Here is a 16,975-nt window from a genome sequence, read left to right as displayed (position 1 = left end):
CACGCTCACCCTCCCGGTGGGGAATTACGTGAGCGACGCCCTGCGGAATTACGTGAGCGAAAACCCCTCAGACCTGCGGAATTTCATGAGCGCTGACAGGCTGCTGATGCCGCCTTCGTGGTCCGGTCGTAGCGCTGCGATCTCGCGAGGTACGCCGGCGCCCACATACGTGACCGCGGTTCGTTGGTGCAGACGACCGCGCGCCAAGTGACATCGTCGCCATCTGCGGTTAGGTCGCGGATGATCTCAGTCGACCACACCCACGAACGACCGTCGTGCCTGAACTCCTGAAGATGGCCCACTTTGCTTCCGTCTTCCAGGAAGGCGCGGTGGTGCAGGGTGGTCCAGTAGTCGTACGCGCTGATGGTGGTGCCCGGTTGGCATCCGAGGACGAACAACGAACCCGTGTTGTCGCTGTAGGCGACGAACAGCCCATCGGTGATGAAGTACCGCGTGACAGCACCGTCTCGTTCAACAACGTCGCCCTCGATCGGCGCTCCCAGGGTGAACTCGTAGCGGAACTCAGCGCGAGAATCAGTGCAGAACACCCGCGGCGCACGCTTCCTTGCGGTGAACAGTGGTTCGAATCGGAGCACATCCTCTGGCGGGATGGCAGGCTCCTGCTTCCGCGCCTCCTGCTTGTTGAGAGCGTATTTGTGTCGACGTTTGACCAGGTCGTTGCAACGCGGGCTGCACAGGTGGCGCTTGCGATGGACTGGATGCGCGGTCTTGGGAATCGCTGCGCCGCAGTTGCGGCAGGGTTCGCCGTTGTTCGCCGGCGGCGCGTCCGCAGCTAGTTCCTCGTACTTGTCACGGTTGCCGCTCGGCACGAGGGGGACGTCGCTCATCTCGACGGCGCCCCGGCGACAGGTCGGCCGATCATGGCCTTGAGCAGATAGTGGATGGCTTCGTGCAGTTTGCTGCCGTAGTCAACGGTCCGGTGACTCTCCAACACTCCGTCAGCGTCAACGAACTCAGAGGCCAGGTCAAGATCTCCGGTGACGAAGTCGTTGCGGGTTAGGCGTTGCTCGTACGTCGCGCGCTGCTTACGGAGTCGTCGCGAGGCGAGATGTCACACTGGGCCTCGACAGCAGCGATTGCTCATTGGATATGCCCCTCAGCGCGCAACGCCGCTTCCAGGCTTGGGTACCGGTAGTAGCTATCGCCCACTTCTGCCAGTGATTGGACTCTGGCCAGGAAAGAGACGAACGCCGCAGGCTGCTCTGCCCCCAGGGAAGCGGTGTTGCGGAAGAGCGCCACAGCTAGGTCGGGCATCTGCGCGGCGGTCCGGCACTCGTAGTTGTTCGCCCACGCCGTCAACGCTGTCTGAAGATCCTCGATCCTCAGGAAGAAGCTGTGCTGGACTAGAAGCTGTCCGGCCTGTTCTCCAGTTCGCCAGCTTCCGGCCTCAGCGAGGAACTTGAGCACCACAGGCACGAAGTAGGGGTGGGGCCGCGTTGCGACCACGTTCATCCGATGCAGCTCGGAAAGTGTCGCAAAGCGCTGTTCAAGCGCTGGTATCCGCGCTCGCGTGTAGCTGCTGGTGACGGTCGCCAGGCTGGCTGCGATATCCGCGCGCAGAGGCTCCCAGCTCTCAGCGCCGAGGGTCCTGGTCAGCAAGCCTTCAAGCCGCTCACACAGCGGCCTGTCCACCAGATCCCAGAAGAAGTCCTGATCGCCGAGGCGAACGAGCGCGCGCAGCTGTACCTCGCCCTCCAGCGTTTGAAAATGGATGCGCTGCCCGGCCACCGCAGAACGGACGAGTTCCCTGTCACGCTGGGCGAACGCGTACAGCACTAGGGCAGACCTGTTGGCGTACTCGATGTTCGGCAGGCGACCGCCGGTATCAAGTTCGCGCAGGGCGTGCTTCGCGGCGAGCTTGACGATGTTCGTGCGCGCGGTCGCACGAACGCGGTCGTAGAAGTTGGCCTGGATATGAGATACAGCCGGCACAAAGGAGGGGTCGCAGGTGTAGTCGAGATACGCCTGACCGATTCTCCCTCCCTGCGTCGGAGGATGAGTCAACAGCGTTGCTAGCGCCACCGCGAGGTGCCCACGTGCAACTTCAGGGTGGGGCTCGTAAACCTCGCTGAAGCTCCGAAGTGACGGGTGCACGCACAGGTTGCGATCTTCTCGGATGCGTTCGAGCTCGCGTTGACCGATCGAGTCGATCAGCTCGAACTCGGTTGCCTTCGCCAGCAGGGCGGCTTCGATGTTCTGCATCGCGCGAACGCCATCTGGCGTGATGCCCTTTTCCTGCGCGTTGGTAATCTCCGTGCGGAACGCGACCGCGCTGACGTCGCCGCCGTCAGCGAGTTGGATCAGCTTCGTGATGATGTCCGCAGTGACCGCTGTCCACGTCGTGGCGATGCTTGCGCGAACAGCACCTGAGTTGTAGCAGCGCCACGCTTCCTCAACCAGCGGTCTGGTGTCTGGATTCCAGACCTGCGTGATCTGGGTTTCCATGTCCGCCACCGAGCCCCTCCCTCACATCAAGTCGAGCGGAGGATAAACGCTAGACGGCATATGGCCTGCTCGCCCCGCCCTACCTCTGAACAGTGGTCCTTGATGACGCGGGCGTCACGACGGTACTCAGCTGGTGCGCCAGCTCCGTGCGAACGACCAGCACGAGTTCGCGAGCCCTATCAGCGCTGATCTCGAGCTGCTGACGCAACGTCTCGGCAGAGATCGGTCGCTTGTGGTCTAGCCAATGCCGAGCGTTCGCACGCCTAGCCTTTGCCAACAGCTCATCGTCATCAACATGCTGCTCATACAGCTCTTCCCAACTCGTCGACGACAGCCGCTCCCATCACGGGCGCCGTCCACGCCGGACACCGGCCGTCAAGCGACGGTCTTCCTGTGGTGATCGCGGGCTCCCGTCACCGAGGCGCGGTGGACGGACCGAAGTCACGCGGCCAAGGTCGCATCGACGTTCTGGATCTGGTCCGTGGACGCGTTGTCTCTTGAATCCGAGGAACCCTTTGCTTGGAACTCCGCCCGAACGATCTTGACGAGCCGTCGAGCTGACGCGGCTCCAATCCCCAACCGAACTCGCAGAGTGTCAGCAGATATCGGCTTATGGTGGGCCGCGCGATGAGCCGCGTCCTCGTGCCGTGCCTGCTCCAGGAGCTTCTTCGGCGAACGGCCACGAGACACTCGTCGACCATCCTCCGACAAGCACGGATCCCCGTACCTGACGTCGGATCGCACCGAACCGTCCACTGGCCCCTCGACACGGACGCCGTCAGGACCAGCGAATGCTGCCGACCGACTGGCCGCACCGATCGCCTGCAGGAATCCGGGACCAACCTCGGCCCAGCCGATCAAGAGGAGCGGCCCAACAGCATCGAACGCCGCCTTGCCGTACTGCCCGGCAACGAGCGGGTCCGCCACGTTCAACGCCAACGTGACCACGCTCGCGAAGATCAGCAGCCAACGCGCCGGTCGCAGCACCTCGGCGGAGGCACCGGTGAGTGCGAGGTGCCGCGCACCGAGCAGTAGGCCCAGGATCGAGAGATCGACCGCCGGTGCGACGAGTGGCGCCACCCAGACCGGCACCCCCAACCGAAGAGCCAGATTGAGCACGTTGCCGAAGCCGAACAAGAAGGTGAGGCCCACGACCGTCCCCATGATCACGGTGACGGCTTGCACGACAACGTCTGGGCCCGTCACCGAGATGCGCCCTGCGCTGGCCATCAGGCACCGCCTCCAGGATCATCAACCAGGAAGCTGCCCTCGATCACCAGCATGCCGCTGGAAATCCGCTGGTCAGACGCGGGACCGTCTGTGTGTAGCCCTGCCGGGGGCACCACGCAGACCTGCTCACTACGAGCAGAGCGTTGCTTCGGAAGGGCCGCGACCGCCTCGGTTGCGGCCCTTTCTGCTGCTCCGACCGTGTCTCCGGTCAGCGTGATGCGACACACGGCAGTCCTCGTTTCATAGTCGTAGTGGATCTCTAGCCGAAGTGCCTCGAACAACGGTCGCGACACCTCGTCGGGCAAGAGGTCGAGGTCGACCCCGGTGATGAGCAGGCAGTCGAGCAACTCAGGGTTCACAGCCTCACGAACCTGGTCCTCGAAGGCCGCCAGCTGGCCCTCCAGCCGCGTCCGCTCGGCCTGAAGTTCGACACGCCTGTTGTTCACGTCTCGCACGAACTCGTCGGTCACCTCGGTGGCGACCTCCAGGCTGCGAAGCAGGTTGGTCGACCTCGTCCGGTTCTCGCGCAGCGCTCGTTCCACCACTGCGATCTGGTCCTCACGGTCCTTCTCGGCCGCCTGCTCCTGATCTGCCCTTCCGGCCGCGAACAGGCTGCGCCGGTAGGGACCGAACACCTCGTGCGCCAGGAACCGATTGACGCCGACCAGCAGCTCGTCCTCGCGCACGCGGAACATGGGCGGGTGCCCGTCCGGCCCGGACTCGTCTGGTCGACCAGAACAGCGGTAGAGCCCTGCCCTTCTAGCAGCCACCACCATGTCGGGCAGCGCCTCGACTCTGGCCTCCGGAAATCGCCTCTGCTTCGACAAGCGCACACTCCCCCTCGCGTTGAGCGGCGCCTCATCCAGTTTTTCGAGCGCCGTTTCATCGTCGTAGGAGAATGGAGTGATACGCGTCCGAAAAGTTTTTCTCTGTCGGCGAGCGCCAGGTAGTAGTAGCGTCACCGCCTTCAGGCGTGTGATCTCCCCGCCCGATCTCCTCAGAAGGCGATCTCAGCAAGACTGCGGTGACCTGCAGAAACGCGAAAGTGTCAGACCTCGCCGCTACTTTGCGCGCATGTTTGAACCCGTACTGTCATGGTCGACCGGACCGCTCGTCGCGGTTGACCTGGAGACGACCGGCGTCGATCCTCGCAAGGACCGGATCGTGACGGCCGCCATCATCACCATCACGCCGGTCTCCGCTGGCGAGCGCCCTGACGTCCACACTTACGAATGGTCGGCCGATCCGGGCGTTGAGATCCCTGTTGACGCAACCGCGATCCACGGCGTCACGACCGAGGAGGCCCGCGCGAAGGGCCGCAACGCCGCCGAAGTGATCGACGAAGTCACCAAGCTATTGGCCAAGGTCTGGACACCAACGACGCCGTTGTGCGCGTTCAACGCCGCGTTCGATCTCACGATGCTCGACGCCGAACTCCAGCGGTATCACGGCCGCAGCCTTCCGCTCAGCGGTCCTGTAGTCGACCCGCTGTGCATCGATCGTCAGTTGGACCCGCAACGCGACGACAAGCGCACACTCTCCGTTCTATGCGCTCACTATCAGGTGCGTTTGGAGAATGCTCACAGCAGCGCTGGCGACGCGAAGGCAACGGCCCGCCTGGCATGGCGGTTGTCCACGACCTTCCCGAAGGAAGTCGGCCAGGTTCCTCCGCACGTACTGCATCGGTATCAAGCCCGTTGGTTTCGCGACAGCCAGGTCGTACACGCCGACAAGCTCGAACGAGCAGCCGCCGGCTCTGCGGCACGCGGCGACACGGCAGGTGCCGATCGCCTGCGCGCCCGCGCGACAGACACACGAGCTGCTGCGAGCAGTTGGCCCTTCCTGCCCGAGACGACGGCCCCAGCCGAAGGCACGCGCCGCCGCCTGCCACCTCGCCCCGGCGGGGTAGCGAACTCGCACGCGTCCTGGACCCCCGACTTGGAAGCGGCGCTTCGCGATCTGTGGCTGAACGCCGACCCTGTGGAACTGGCCGAACCGCTCCGCGAGGAGATCGCCGAGCACTACGGACGGACGCCTGCTGCCATCCGCTCACGTCTGCTGCGACTGCGATGCGATCCCGAACAACCAGGACTCACCTGCGACGAGCAGCGCGCTGCCGAGCTACAACGCTCCTACGACGCTGAGTACAAGCGCTGATCCTGGCTTGCCCCAAGCAAATCGACACCAGCTCATCGGGTCACCCGATCGTGAACACCAACCGCCCTGTACGTTCCGCTGTCGTTCAGGCGACGGAGGTGCGGCGTGGGCATCGGCTTCGTGGTGGAGAAGGTCGAGTTGTGTGTCGGCGGCGAGTGGCACACGCGGAAGCTCGGTTCGTCGATCTTCCGCGTGCAGGGACCGATCGGGACTGGGAAGAGCAGCCTCCTGGAGTGCATCTGGTATCCCTTCGGCGTTCCCGCGGCGCTAATGCCCGCCGTCCGTGACAACGTCACCCACATTCGCGTGCAGGTGCGCATCAACGGACAACGCCTGTTGCTGGAACGACCGGTGACGCACGGCTCCAGCGCGGTCAAGGTGACCCAAGCAGGCGCTGAGTCGCCGCTGTTCCTGCCTTCGAACGCGTCCCGCGACCGCCAGACCGTCTCCGACTTCCTCATGACGACCATGGGATATCCACAGCTTGAGCAGCCAGGCGGACGAGCTCAGCCGATCTTGACGTTCCAGGACATCCAGATGTTGACCTACCTCCGCCAGACGAAGATCTCCAACCAGCTGCTCGGAGACGACGGCGACAGGATGGGTCAGTCAGCGGTCTTCGCCCTGGACGTCGCACTGGGCGCGTACATGCCGGAGGTGGAAGACCGCCGTCGCGAACGAAAGCGGATCAACCGACAGCTCAATCAGCTGCAACAGAACCTCGGCGCGATCAAAGGCTTCCTTTCTGACCGCAAGAACGTCACCGAGCAGCAAGCAGTTGCTCAGCGAGCAACTGGTGTGCGAGCAGACGATCCGCGAGGCCGCACGTCAGGTCGAGGCTGCGACCGCGCGGCTCGTGCCGGAGGAAGCCGCAGATCTCGCGTTGACCGAAGAAGTCGACCGCGCAAAGACGACGTTGGCGACGGCGCAGGAAGAGGAAGCCGTCCTTCGCACCGAGCTCAGCCAGCTGTACAACTCTGTCAGTACCAAGCAGAAGTCCTTGAAGCGCATGCGCAAGCTCGCCCCCGCGCCCATACGGTGTCCACATTGCACTCAAACGTTGGCCCGACCGGTCGCCGCGGACCAATGTCCCGTGTGCCTGCAAGACCACCAGATGGTTGCATCGGGCTCAGTCACTGCCGGCGCTGCAAGTGAGCGAATCGAACGCGAACTGCAGGCGCTGAGCGAGAAGGTCGTGAACACCGAAACCCGCCGCACAACCACCAACGCCAAGCTCAACGCTGCCGCAGACGGCCTGCTCAAAGCCTTGACTGCGCAAGAGAATCACCGCAAGACGCGGCTCCATCCGAAGCAGGACGAGAAGGTCAAATCCATCGCGGCGCTCGACGAGGCCAATGCCAAACTCGCCGCCTTGCTGCCGCGGCAGAACGACCTCAGGGAACTGCGCAGCCTGGAGAACAAGAAGCTGCGCCTGACCAAACAGCTCGAAGAGCTGGACCAACTGCTAACCGAAGCTAACGCCGATCTGATCGACCGCAGGGCGTTGATCGCCCGGCATCTCACCCGCGCGTTCAACGAGGTCCTCGGACACATCGGCCTACCTGGTTACACCGACGCTCGGATAGATCCGGCGGACTACAGCCCGTTCATCGACGGCCATGCGTTCAACCAGCTCGCGGTTTCCGGCGGACGCAAGACCGTCACCAATATCGGCTACCACCTGACCTTGCTCAACTACAGCTGCGGCAACCCAGCGACCCTTCTGCCGAACCTGCTCGTCATCGACTCACCTCGCGAAGGAATCGGCTCCGTGGGAGCCGACCGCGAAGTCGTCGATCGCACCTACGAGTATCTGCGCAACTTCGCGAAAGACAGGCGCGGCAGGGAGAGCACTATGCAGCTCGTGTTGGCCGACAATGATCCAGCTCGCGGTGGCAAGCGTGGCTTCGCGCAGCTCGACCTCAGCTACGACGCTCCGTTCGTCCCCGGTGTCGGACATCCCGGTCCGAACCGCGTGGCAACGGTCGAGAGTGTGAGTACGTGATCCCGAAGTGGATCGCTACGAGGGAGGAGACCTTCGACCAGCCCTACCGAATCCCACCAGGGGCTTGACCCTCACATGGAAGCAACCGGGGCCCAAAGCAACCGACGCCTTCCTCAGCCGTGAGCGCCTCTCCGAGGTGTGCGATTAGCGCCCTCGACGCCTCCTCGTCCAAAGAACACTTGCTGAGCGGCCGAACGATGTTGCTGTAGCCGTCAACCTGCACTTTGTCCTCAAGGAAAAGCGTTGAGTTCTCCTGCTCAACGCAGACCAGAGACCTGAACGCGTGGAAGTTCAGCTGCAGAAACGGTCCCTTCATCCCAGCGTGCGCTCCTACCGCCGCAGGCACGATCTGAATGTTGATGCTGTCTCGCACAGACAACCGCAACAACTCGTGCAGTTGCTCTACCAGCACGTCACGTCCGCCGACAGGCAGACGGAGTGCAGACTCGTGGATGTAGAACGCGCACGTCAGATTCCTCCTCTGACGCAGCTCCTTCTGCAGCTCCAGCCGAGCCGCTACGCGCTGTTCCAGGTCTTCTGAAGACTCGTCGAGCGAGGCCTCGATCACCGCTCGCATGTAGGCAGGGGTCTGGAGCAGGTCGGGCACTTCGTGTGCCTGCCAGCAGATGAGCTCCTTCGCCAGAACGAGGTTCTCCTCGAAGGTGCGTCGGCGGATCGGTCGACCGTCGTGGTTCTGCAACCAGCTCTTGCTGTTCACGGTCTGCGCGAGCAGGAACAGGTGTTCGCGCTCGTCAGGGTCGAAACCGCAGAATCCGAACAGAACGGCCAACTCGACTTCCGTGGCACCACCCTTGCCGTTGATCACGTTCGAGAGCTTGGATTCGTCCCACCCGGACTTGTCGGCGAGCTCACGCGATGTGAAGCCCGTGCGCCGGATCGCGTCACGAAGACTCTTCCCAAACTCACGGCCCTGCGCAGTGGAGTCCCGTTTAGGCATCGCGTTTTCCTTGCAGTTGCTGGAGAGTGTTCGGTCAGTGCTGCGCAGCCAACATCGCCTTCAGCAGACCGCACCAGCTCACGAATCTCGCACCGATCTAGCAAGAATCGCGCACTGGCGGATCTTGATCAGTGACAACAGAACCTTCCCGAGCCTCCACCTCGATCGGGTGATTCGGTCCTCGAACAGCAGTTTGGAATCCCCGCGACAACCGCGATCCGCGGCGCTGGCTAGGGTGCCGCAGGTGACCGCATCGGACTCCGCAGCACCCGCCGCCACCGAAGTGCTCCCTGTGGAGCAGTACGTCGCAAGCTTGCCTAAAAAGCGCATGGCAGCCGGGGTCTTGTTCCGGGACAAGGCAGGCCGGGTGTTGTTGCTCCAGCCGTCGTACAAGCCCAACTGGGAGATTCCTGGTGGTGCGGTGGAGGCTGACGAGTCGCCGTGGGAGACCGCGGCCCGTGAGCTCACCGAGGAACTTGGATGGGAACGGCCGCTGGGCCGCCTGTTGGTGGTGGACTACGTGCGCCCGCAGGACTCTCGCCCAGAGGGCGTGGTGTTTGTATTCGACGGTGGCGTGCTCGACGAGACCGAACTGGTGGGCATGGTGTTCCCGGACGGCGAGATCCTCTCTGCCGGGTTCCACACCATGGCCGAGGCACGGGAAAAGCTGAAGCCTCTGCTCGCGGACCGTCTGGTCGCCGCGTTGCGCGCCGCTGAGCAAGGCACGACCGCGTTGTGCGAACAGGGACAGCGCGTCGCCTGATCAGACCCGCTGTCCCTGTACGCGTTGCTACGCGGTCATCGCTACCGGCTCCAACCGAGCGCGTGGAGTGGGAACCACCGGGCTCTCACCTGCCGCGTGGTGCTTCCCCGCGGTTCGGTAGAGGCTGTCGTGAATGCCGTCGGCGAAGAGCAAGCCGCTCAAGTCGCGGCGGGTCTTGGACGTCTGACAATCAGCACGGAAGCCTGACGCCCCGAGCAACAACGCGAGTTCGCCGGCGACGGAGTTGGCGGTGTCGATGCCATGGGCCTTCGTCGCCGCGCCCCACAGCTCCGCCTCGACATGGCCGGCTTCGGCGAAGCCGGCAGCCATAACGGTGCCGAGCAGAGAAGTCACGAGCTGAACGTGCGCGCTGCCAAGGCTGATCAACGCTGAATCTCGCAGGCGTGACAGCTCCCCGGAAGCCTGCCGCGCGGACAACCTCTCGACAACGGCGTCGAAGACCGCGCCCGCACCTCCCAGAGCGGTAGCGGTGACCAGCGGCCGGTACCCGGCGAAGTGCTCGCGCAGCAGGGCCATTCCATTCCCGTGCAGCACGTCCTCCTGACGAACCCTGACGGCGTCGAGTTCGAGGACACCCCACGTCCAGCCGGCCAGTCCGGTCGGCGGGATCGGCCGCCGGTGCAGACCTGGTTGGGTTGCGTCGACTGCGGCGGCAGCCAACTGCCCGTCCGGAGCCCGGAAGAACACCACGAAGACGGCTGCTTCCGTCAAGCGGCTGATCCAGGTTTTGCACCCGCTCACCAACCACGTGCCGTCCTCTCCCACAACCGCGCGAGTGCGGGTCTCTGCCGGCCTCGATCCGCCATGCGGTTCAGTGACGGCGATCCCCGCGAGCTCGCCTGCCCGGAGCCGTGAGAGCCACCGTTTCCGGGTCTTGAGGCCGCCATGGCGAGCAATCAGGGTTCCGTGCCCGAGTCCGGTGGCGTCACGCAGGTCGACGTCGCAGTAGCCGCAGATGAACTGCGCCAAGAGCTGGAAGAGAGCTGGTTCACCAGTCGAGTCCGGGCGGCCCCGAGCGGCCAGCTCCCGCCGGACTGCACCAAGCCGGCGGCTGCGCTCGATTCCAGCAGGCAGGTCCGCGCCCACTGGATGGATTGCCAGCACCTGGTCCAGCTCATCGCCCAACGCCGTCAGTCTGGCCCAGTTCATCCGCTCACAGGGGTCGAGTACGGGCCGCAACGGCTCCAGCCAGGTTGTGATCGCCTTGCTCGCGGATTCGCCGGTCACGATGCCTCCCCATGAACCCGTGCGGGATGACCGAAGGCGAGGGCACCAGCCGGAATGTTGCGGGTGACCAGGGATCCGGCTCCGACCAGCGCCTTTTCTCCGACGGTGACCCCTGCCATGACCACGCATCCGCTGCCGACCTTGGCGCCGGCCTCGAACCGCGGAGCCATGAGGACCGGTTCCCGGCTCGGGTCACGCCAGGTCAACGTCTTGTCGTTGATGGTGCGGACGCCTGCGCCGAGGAACACCTTGTCGGCCAGCACCGTCGAGCTGGTGATGTGCGAGCCGGGCGAACAGCGCACGTCACGTCCGATGCGGGTCTCGCGTTCGACGGTGAGGTGATGGCCGAGCTGGGTGTCCGCCCCGACCTGTACGGCGGTGCGCAGCAACGTGTGGTGTCCGATCAGCGAGTTCACGCCGATTTCCACCTCGGCGTACACGACAGCGCCGGACCGAACGGTCACCCCTGGCCCGATCACCGTGTCGGCGCCGGTGCCTGGGCGAAGCTTCCCGACGGCGTAGCCAAGTTCGGGCTTGCCGACGACCGCGTGCTCTTCGATCCGGGCCTGCTCACCGATCCTGGCTCCGCCGTGCACAACGGCGAACGGACCGACCACAGCTCCAGCCTGGATCGTGACCGGTCGTGGCATGCCCAGCTCGTCGAACGGCATGAAGATCGCGTACCTGCTGATCACGACATGACGGTCGACGTGCAGCAAGCCTTCGCGGTCCAGCTCGGCCGCGGTCATCTCCTGGCCTGCCGGTGGAGTTCGGACGCGACGAGCTTGTGCCTGCGCGCGGTGGGGCACCAGCTGAAGGCTGAACCAGAACTCGTTGAGCAGACCCTGGACCTCATCGTCTCTCATGATGACGAACAGGTCCTGGTCTCAGCCGCCGGCCTCATGGCGAAGGTCTTGCTCGACGGCGTGCCTCGTGACCAGCTGCGGTCACCGGTCAGGTTCCCGATGTCGTTCGCCCTCCCCGACGACCTCGATGACGAGGATCGTCAAGCGTGGCAGCAGAATGTGATAGCCGCGTCGGTTCTCGTCTCCGCGTACGCAACAGGAAACCCTGCCGCGATTGAGGCTGCCATCACCGTCCTGCACGGCGAAGGCAAGTTCGAGGTGCTCGTCGTCCTGGTTGCTGCTGCGGCCCGAAAGCTGGAGAGACATGCAGCCTGGTTCGGCGAAGCCTTGCGCTGCGCCGAGATACCCAACCAGGATCCAACGGTTCCGCGCGAGGCAGGAGAGGGCCGATGAAGCTAGTCGATCGAGTCCTGCCGATCCTCGCCTTTCCTGGAACCGCCGAGGTGGTCTAGTGCTGACGGCGATGCTGGAGCGAATCGACCACGAAGTGACGTTCACGAGGTTGGTCGAACTGACCGACCTCAGGGCCGAGGACGTGCTGAAGCAGATCCGGCGCTTCACCACCATGAGCTTGGTGGCACGGCGAGTGGACGTCGACAAGTACCCGGCCCAGGACTACTTCGAGCTGCCCGAGGCCAGCGTTGTCCGTGCGCGCTCCCTGCTGCAGTTGGCAGACGACGCGACGCTACGAGATCTCGTCGAGGAGCGAGGGCTAGACATCGACGTCGCCTACGGGCGTTTCCTTGAGCGACAGCCGTACCCGGTCGCTCTTGGCAAAGCACTGCGCGAGGCTCGCTCGGATCGCGGCTGGAGTCTTCTCGAAGCGGAGAAGGCCACACCCGTTCCAGCGCAACGCTCTCGAACTACGAGCAGGGCCTGACAGTTCCCAGCTTGATCATGTTGGCGGAGCTGGCACTTCGGTACAACGTGGACGCAGTCGACCTGATCAAGTACGCGGCCTGCCACTCACGGCCCGACAAACGAGTCCAACGGTTGAAGATCGCCGATCCAACACTTCGTGCGACGCTGACGCACCAGTTCCTGACCTATGACCAGAGCGAGCGCGCTCGGCAACAAGCGCGCCGAAACCAACCGCCTCGCAAGAAAGCCAGCTAGCTGCCGACGAGGTCCGGTCAGGTCATCTTCGGCTCGAAAGGCTCCGCCCGCGGCAACTCTGGTGGCGGCGGCTCGTGCATGCCGATCAGTTCGAGCAACCGCCTGGCTGCTTCGGCCACCTCAGGCACGGCGGTACGCACGCGCGCCATGTGGTCGGTCTCGGGGTCCCTCAGCATCTCGCAGGCGATGTAGAGAGCCCTCGTGCCCACCTCCTTCTCAAGGCTTCGCATCACAGACAGCGCATGACTGGTCAAACGTTCTTCGCGCTCATCAGTGGGCGTTGGCCTTGTCGCGATCGACGAGAGATCGGCTGGACGGCCTCGCCGGTGTTCGTCCAACGACGTCACGTCGGCGAGGTGCTTCGCATCGCGAGATCTGGTCATGCCTCCACCCTCGCGCAGGTGGCGGAGGTCCGCCGATCGCCACCCTGCGGCAGGTCGACACGCTCAACACAGAAATGCCGCACGGTTCAGCTCGACAGCCTGTTCGCCCCTCCGCCTGGTGCCGTGAGGCGCGTCATTCCCACTGGCCTCGACCTGACCGGCACGGCCAAGGGAGTGATCCACGGGCGTTTACCCGGTGCTGAGGGCGAGTGGCTCGGCGTCGCGAACTACGAAATCGGCTATGCCGACGGCCGCCGGAACAAGCTTTACGTGGTGGACCAGCTGGTGCCGTTCTGGGCGCTGACGAAGCGTTGAACCGAGTACGCGGCTGCGGCCGTCAGGCCGGGTAGGTGTGCGTTTCGGTCGCTTTCCCAGCCGCCCACAGCACCGTTGCCCTACACCGTCGTGCGCCGCCTGGCCGACCCCAGGCAGCGGTCTGTCGTGGATGCCGGCCGCAGCGAGGTGCTCACCCGCACCGACGGAGTGGACCTCGCCCTGTTCGTCGACTCGACCGCGCTGGGCGTGATGCGGCGCCTGCATCCCGAGCTGCGGCTGGAGTCCCTCGTCGCGGGGACGGACGACTGACCGTTCGTGGCTGGCGCATGAACGCGAGCGTGAACCGCGATGACCTCTCTCGCGCTGAGTCGCTCCGCGACAAGCACTCCGGGCGCACCGTCGCCGACGACCGCAGGAGTTCTGCGGTGACCCACGATCCTCCTGACGGCGTGCGGCTGCGCCCTCAGATATGTGCACCTACCAGCCGGAGCGCGAAGTCGACGTACTGCCAGACCACCTCGTTCTCCGTCAGCTCGGCGTCCTCGCGGTACCAGGTGGCCACGCCCATTCCGAGGTCGAGAATCGCATAGGACGCCAGCTTCGCGGACTGGACGCGGAACCGGCCGGCTGCCACTCCGTCCTCGATCAACGTGCGGAAAGACCGCTCGTAGGAGGCTCGCCTGTCCAGTACGGCGGTCCGGTGCGGCTCCTCCAGACTGCGCAGCTCACGGTTCCCGACGAACGCCTCCAGCCGGTTGCGAGCGTGGTAACGCACGTGCGCCTCGACAGCGCGGCGCAGCCGATCCACGTGCTCGTCGACTCCGGCGATCGCGCGGTCGTGTCCCTCCAGCAGCGCGTCCATCGTCGCGACCATGATGTCCGCCAGCAGGATCTGCTTCGATCCGACGTGCTTGTACAGGCTGGGCCCGCGCATTCCCACCCGCGCGCCGATGTCGGCCATCGTTGTCGCCTCGTAGCTTCGCTGTGTGAACAGCTCCAGCGCGGCCAGCCGGATCTCCGCCAGGCGTGCGGTGGTCGCAGCGGGCACGGAGGCCTCCTTCGTCGAATCAGCTAGTCATCGCTAGCCGTGACCCCGTGTGGGTCTGGTCTCGCGGCCTTGACTTCGCATACTAGCTCAGGTTCATCATGGCTAATGACTAGTAGCCAAGGGGGCCGTCATGGCTGTTGAACTCGTCCAGGACCCGGCGGTGGCAGACCTGGCGGAACGCACTGCGAAGTTCGTCCGGGAGATCGTCATTCCGGTAGAAGAGCGCGACGGCGGCGTCGTGCGATCCGAGGACGTGCGGGTGAGCCTGCAGCAGGCCGCCAAGGAAGCGGGTGTCTTCGCGCCCCACGTCGGCGAGCGCTTCGGCGGTCACGGGCTGGACATGCGGTCACGCGCTGCCGTTTTCGAAGAGGCCGGGTACTCGCTGCTCGGGCCGCTCGCGGTGAACATCGCGGCGCCGGACGAGGGCAACATGCACATGCTGGAGCTGATCGCGACGGAGGAGCAGAAGGAGCGCTACCTGGCGCCGCTCGCCGCCGGAGAGATCAGGTCGTGCTTCGCCATGACGGAACCGGCTCCCGGAGCCGGATCGGATCCGGCTGCCCTGACCACGACGGCGGTCGAGGTCGAGGACGGCTGGCGGATCGACGGCCGGAAGTGGTTCATCACCGGCGCGGACGGTGCCGGGTTCGCGATCTGCATGGCCCGCACGGCGGGCGCACCCGGTGACTCGGGCGGAGCCACGATGTTTCTCGTCGACGCCGGGAACCCCGGCATGAAGATGGTGCGGCACATCGACACGTTGGACGAAAGCCTTTACGGCGGACACATCGAGATTCTGTTCGAGAACTGCGTTGTGCCACCGGAGGCGGTGCTCGGTGAGGTCGACGAAGGCTTCCGCTACGCCCAGGTGCGGCTCGGCCCGGCGAGGATGACCCACTGCATGCGCTGGCTCGGCATCGCTCGCCGTTCCCAGGACATCGCGGTCGGCCGCGCCGCCGAGCGGCGGCTGTTCGGTTCGAGACTGGGCGATCTCGGGATGGCGCAGCAGATGATCGCGGACAACGAGATCGACATCGCCGCCGCGCGCGGCCTCATCCTGCGCGCGTGCTGGGAGCTGGACCAAGGCAGGTCCGCCTCACAGTCGACGTCGATCGCGAAAACCTTCACCGCCGAAGCCGTGTGGCGGGTTGTCGACCGGTCTCTGCAGCTCTGCGGCGCCCTCGGCGTCTCAGGGGATGTTCTGCTGGGCCGGTACCTGCGCGAAGTCCGCCCGTTCCGGATCTACGACGGTGCGTCCGAGGTGCATCGGTGGTCGATCGCGCGCCGTGCTCTGCGCCTGCACGAGGCAGGTGACCGGTGATGACCTCCGCCGAGCAGCTCGCCGGACTGGATCTCCCCGCCCTCCAGGAGTACTTCGTCCAGAAGGTGCCTGGTGCCGGTCGCCTCACAGCGCAGCTGATCCAGGGAGGCCGGTCCAATCTGACCTACAGGCTCACCGACGGCTGCTCGTCCTGGGTGCTACGGCGGCCACCGCTCGGCGGGTGGACGCCCTCCGCGCACGACGTCGCCCGCGAGTACCGCGTTGTCGCCGCCTTGGCGGGCAGCCGGGTTCCGGTCGCCCGCCCGACCTTGCTCGAAGAGGATCCCGGCTTGTTGGGAGTGCCGTTCGCCGTCGTCGAGTTCGTCGACGGCAACGTCATCAGGACACGGGAGCAGCTCGACGAGCTGTCAGACCAGGACGTCACGCGATGTGCCTTCGCGTTGCTGGACGTCCTCGCGGAACTCCACTCCGTCGACGTGGCGGCGGCCGGCCTCGGAAACCTGGGCAAGCCGCACGGCTACCTGACCCGGCAGCTGCGCCGCTGGCGAGACCAGTGGGGCAGGGTGGCGACCCGGCCGCTGAACGATCTGGAAACGCTGCATCGACGTCTCGAGGATGCCTGTCCTGCCGAGAGCGGAGCGTCGATCGTCCACGGCGACTTCCGGATCGACAACGCCATCCTCGCCACCGGCGACGTCGGAGACGTTCGCGCGCTCGTGGACTGGGAGATGGCCACTGTCGGCGATCCGCTGGCCGACCTCGGCCTGCACATCGCCTATTCGGATCCCGCGTTCGACCCGGTTCTCGGTGGGGCCGCCGCGTCCACGAGCACCCGGTTGCCCGGCGTGGCGGCCACCGTCGAGCACTACGTCGCCACGTCCGGGCGAGCCGTACCCGCCATCGAGTTCTACATCGGACTCGGCTATCTCAAGGCGGCTGTCATCGCAGAGGGCATCCATGCCCGGCACAGGCAGGGACTGACCGTGGGCAAGGGTTTCGAGACGGTCGGCGACGCCGTTCCCCGACTCGTCGCGGCAGGGCTGAGGGCGCTGTCGGATCGAGCCTGAGGACGCGCCTGTCGATCTGCCGGCGTGTAGCGCCTTGGGACAACCTCACCGCCTCGCCTGCTCCTAGGTTCAGGTCACCGGGAGGTTTCACCCCCTGACGAAACGGGAGC

20 protein-coding genes are annotated in these 16,975 nt (G+C 65.1%); 11 read left to right on the top strand and 9 right to left on the bottom strand.

The genetic code is table 11. The features are described from left to right. Nucleotides 1-83: 83 nt before the first annotated feature. The 4 genes from IG04_RS0139935 to IG04_RS0139915 form a co-directional block, all read right to left on the bottom strand. Nucleotides 84-848 carry a hypothetical protein gene (locus IG04_RS0139935; RefSeq protein ID WP_030481959.1) on the bottom strand — a complete coding sequence of 255 codons (765 nt, stop codon included), beginning with the start codon at nt 846-848 and terminating at the stop codon, nt 84-86. Between the two features lie 253 nt (nt 849-1,101). Next, on the bottom strand, nt 1,102-2,475 hold the full coding sequence (locus IG04_RS0139925; RefSeq protein WP_211257902.1) for a hypothetical protein: 1,374 nt from the start codon (nt 2,473-2,475) through the stop codon (nt 1,102-1,104). Nucleotides 2,476-2,907: 432 nt separating this feature from the next. Beyond that, nucleotides 2,908-3,696: a hypothetical protein gene (locus IG04_RS0139920; RefSeq protein WP_051771844.1), complete on the bottom strand. Its 789-nt coding sequence runs from the start codon at nt 3,694-3,696 to the stop codon at nt 2,908-2,910. Continuing rightward, a complete protein-coding gene (locus tag IG04_RS0139915; RefSeq protein WP_144065228.1) occupies nt 3,696-4,523 on the bottom strand; it encodes a hypothetical protein in 828 nt (275 codons plus the stop codon). Before IG04_RS0139915 ends, IG04_RS0139920 begins: the two co-directional genes overlap by 1 nt. A gap of 247 nt (nt 4,524-4,770) precedes the next feature. Here IG04_RS0139915 and IG04_RS0139910 point away from each other — a divergent pair, with 247 nt between their 5' ends. The 3 genes from IG04_RS0139910 (at nt 4,771) to IG04_RS0139895 (ending at nt 7,858) form a co-directional block, all read left to right on the top strand. Continuing rightward, the gene (locus IG04_RS0139910; protein WP_030481955.1) at nt 4,771-5,853 is read left to right on the top strand and encodes an exonuclease domain-containing protein; all 1,083 of its coding nucleotides are present in this window, start codon (nt 4,771-4,773) and stop codon (nt 5,851-5,853) included. A gap of 105 nt (nt 5,854-5,958) precedes the next feature. Next, entirely contained in the window at nt 5,959-7,008 is a 1,050-nt protein-coding gene (locus tag IG04_RS46990) for a hypothetical protein (protein WP_144065227.1), read from the top strand. A gap of 40 nt (nt 7,009-7,048) precedes the next feature. After that, the gene (locus IG04_RS0139895) at nt 7,049-7,858 is read left to right on the top strand and encodes a hypothetical protein (RefSeq protein WP_144065226.1); all 810 of its coding nucleotides are present in this window, start codon (nt 7,049-7,051) and stop codon (nt 7,856-7,858) included. Between the two features lie 43 nt (nt 7,859-7,901). On the opposite strand, the gene IG04_RS44660 is transcribed toward IG04_RS0139895, so the two are convergent. Beyond that, a complete protein-coding gene (locus IG04_RS44660; protein ID WP_051771841.1) occupies nt 7,902-8,816 on the bottom strand; it encodes a helix-turn-helix domain-containing protein in 915 nt (304 codons plus the stop codon). A 244-nt stretch (nt 8,817-9,060) separates the two neighbouring features. On the opposite strand from IG04_RS44660, the gene IG04_RS0139885 reads away from it, so the two are divergent. After that, on the top strand, nt 9,061-9,579 hold the full coding sequence (locus IG04_RS0139885) for an NUDIX domain-containing protein (RefSeq protein WP_245815951.1): 519 nt from the start codon (nt 9,061-9,063) through the stop codon (nt 9,577-9,579). Between the two features lie 27 nt (nt 9,580-9,606). Here IG04_RS0139885 and IG04_RS0139880 read toward each other — a convergent pair whose 3' ends face one another. Then, on the bottom strand, nt 9,607-10,725 hold the full coding sequence (locus IG04_RS0139880) for an acyl-CoA dehydrogenase family protein (protein WP_169746038.1): 1,119 nt from the start codon (nt 10,723-10,725) through the stop codon (nt 9,607-9,609). A gap of 98 nt (nt 10,726-10,823) precedes the next feature. Beyond that, nucleotides 10,824-11,522, bottom strand: coding sequence for an LbetaH domain-containing protein (locus IG04_RS0139875; RefSeq protein WP_159460437.1), 699 nt, complete (start codon nt 11,520-11,522; stop codon nt 10,824-10,826). A 3-nt stretch (nt 11,523-11,525) separates the two neighbouring features. Between IG04_RS0139875 and IG04_RS47455 the strand changes: the two genes are divergently transcribed. Genes IG04_RS47455 through IG04_RS0139860 form a run of 3 tightly spaced genes read left to right on the top strand, consistent with a single transcriptional unit; the run spans nt 11,526 to nt 12,809 of the window. After that, nucleotides 11,526-12,086, top strand: coding sequence for a hypothetical protein (locus tag IG04_RS47455; protein ID WP_159460436.1), 561 nt, complete (start codon nt 11,526-11,528; stop codon nt 12,084-12,086). 58 nt (nt 12,087-12,144) lie between these two features. Continuing rightward, a complete protein-coding gene (locus IG04_RS0139865) occupies nt 12,145-12,573 on the top strand; it encodes a hypothetical protein (RefSeq protein ID WP_030481947.1) in 429 nt (142 codons plus the stop codon). 11 nt (nt 12,574-12,584) lie between these two features. After that, a complete protein-coding gene (locus IG04_RS0139860; protein ID WP_030481946.1) occupies nt 12,585-12,809 on the top strand; it encodes a hypothetical protein in 225 nt (74 codons plus the stop codon). A 17-nt stretch (nt 12,810-12,826) separates the two neighbouring features. Here the strand turns inward: IG04_RS0139860 and IG04_RS46985 are convergent, their stop codons facing one another. Beyond that, nucleotides 12,827-13,192 carry a hypothetical protein gene (locus IG04_RS46985; RefSeq protein WP_144065222.1) on the bottom strand — a complete coding sequence of 122 codons (366 nt, stop codon included), beginning with the start codon at nt 13,190-13,192 and terminating at the stop codon, nt 12,827-12,829. Between the two features lie 123 nt (nt 13,193-13,315). Here IG04_RS46985 and IG04_RS0139850 point away from each other — a divergent pair, with 123 nt between their 5' ends. Then, nucleotides 13,316-13,507, top strand: a complete 192-nt coding sequence (locus IG04_RS0139850; protein ID WP_051771834.1) for a hypothetical protein — start codon at nt 13,316-13,318, stop codon at nt 13,505-13,507. Nucleotides 13,508-13,597: 90 nt separating this feature from the next. After that, a complete protein-coding gene (locus IG04_RS0139845) occupies nt 13,598-13,777 on the top strand; it encodes a hypothetical protein (protein ID WP_211257901.1) in 180 nt (59 codons plus the stop codon). A 154-nt stretch (nt 13,778-13,931) separates the two neighbouring features. On the opposite strand, the gene IG04_RS0139840 is transcribed toward IG04_RS0139845, so the two are convergent. Beyond that, entirely contained in the window at nt 13,932-14,516 is a 585-nt protein-coding gene (locus IG04_RS0139840; RefSeq protein ID WP_030481942.1) for a TetR/AcrR family transcriptional regulator, read from the bottom strand. Between the two features lie 130 nt (nt 14,517-14,646). On the opposite strand from IG04_RS0139840, the gene IG04_RS0139835 reads away from it, so the two are divergent. Beyond that, nucleotides 14,647-15,837 (top strand): acyl-CoA dehydrogenase family protein, encoded by a 1,191-nt coding sequence (locus IG04_RS0139835; RefSeq protein WP_030481941.1) that lies wholly within the window; start codon nt 14,647-14,649, stop codon nt 15,835-15,837. Beyond that, nucleotides 15,837-16,865 carry a phosphotransferase family protein gene (locus IG04_RS0139830; RefSeq protein WP_030481940.1) on the top strand — a complete coding sequence of 343 codons (1,029 nt, stop codon included), beginning with the start codon at nt 15,837-15,839 and terminating at the stop codon, nt 16,863-16,865. The genes IG04_RS0139835 and IG04_RS0139830 overlap by 1 nt, the downstream gene beginning before the upstream one ends. Nucleotides 16,866-16,975: the final 110 nt, after the last annotated feature.

It is taken from the genome of Lentzea albidocapillata (assembly GCF_000719115.1).
Classification (GTDB): domain Bacteria; phylum Actinomycetota; class Actinomycetes; order Mycobacteriales; family Pseudonocardiaceae; genus Lentzea; species Lentzea albidocapillata.
The sequence above is the reverse complement of the archived record's forward strand: the minus strand, read 5'-3'. Positions and strand labels throughout refer to the sequence as shown.

Bases quoted from the DNA above. Each gene is read 5' to 3' on its own strand.
- IG04_RS0139935 (WP_030481959.1), bottom strand. From the start codon at position 848: ATGAGCGACGTCCCCCTCGTGCCGAGCGGCAACCGTGACAAGTACGAG.
- IG04_RS0139920 (WP_051771844.1), bottom strand. From the start codon at position 3,696: ATGGCCAGCGCAGGGCGCATCTCGGTGACGGGCCCAGACGTTGTCGTG.
- IG04_RS0139910 (WP_030481955.1), top strand. From the start codon at position 4,771: ATGTTTGAACCCGTACTGTCATGGTCGACCGGACCGCTCGTCGCGGTT.
- IG04_RS44660 (WP_051771841.1), bottom strand. From the start codon at position 8,816: ATGCCTAAACGGGACTCCACTGCGCAGGGCCGTGAGTTTGGGAAGAGT.
- IG04_RS47455 (WP_159460436.1), top strand. From the start codon at position 11,526: ATGACGGTCGACGTGCAGCAAGCCTTCGCGGTCCAGCTCGGCCGCGGT.
- IG04_RS46985 (WP_144065222.1), bottom strand. From the start codon at position 13,192: ATGACCAGATCTCGCGATGCGAAGCACCTCGCCGACGTGACGTCGTTG.
- IG04_RS0139835 (WP_030481941.1), top strand. From the start codon at position 14,647: ATGGCTGTTGAACTCGTCCAGGACCCGGCGGTGGCAGACCTGGCGGAA.
- IG04_RS0139830 (WP_030481940.1), top strand. From the start codon at position 15,837: ATGACCTCCGCCGAGCAGCTCGCCGGACTGGATCTCCCCGCCCTCCAG.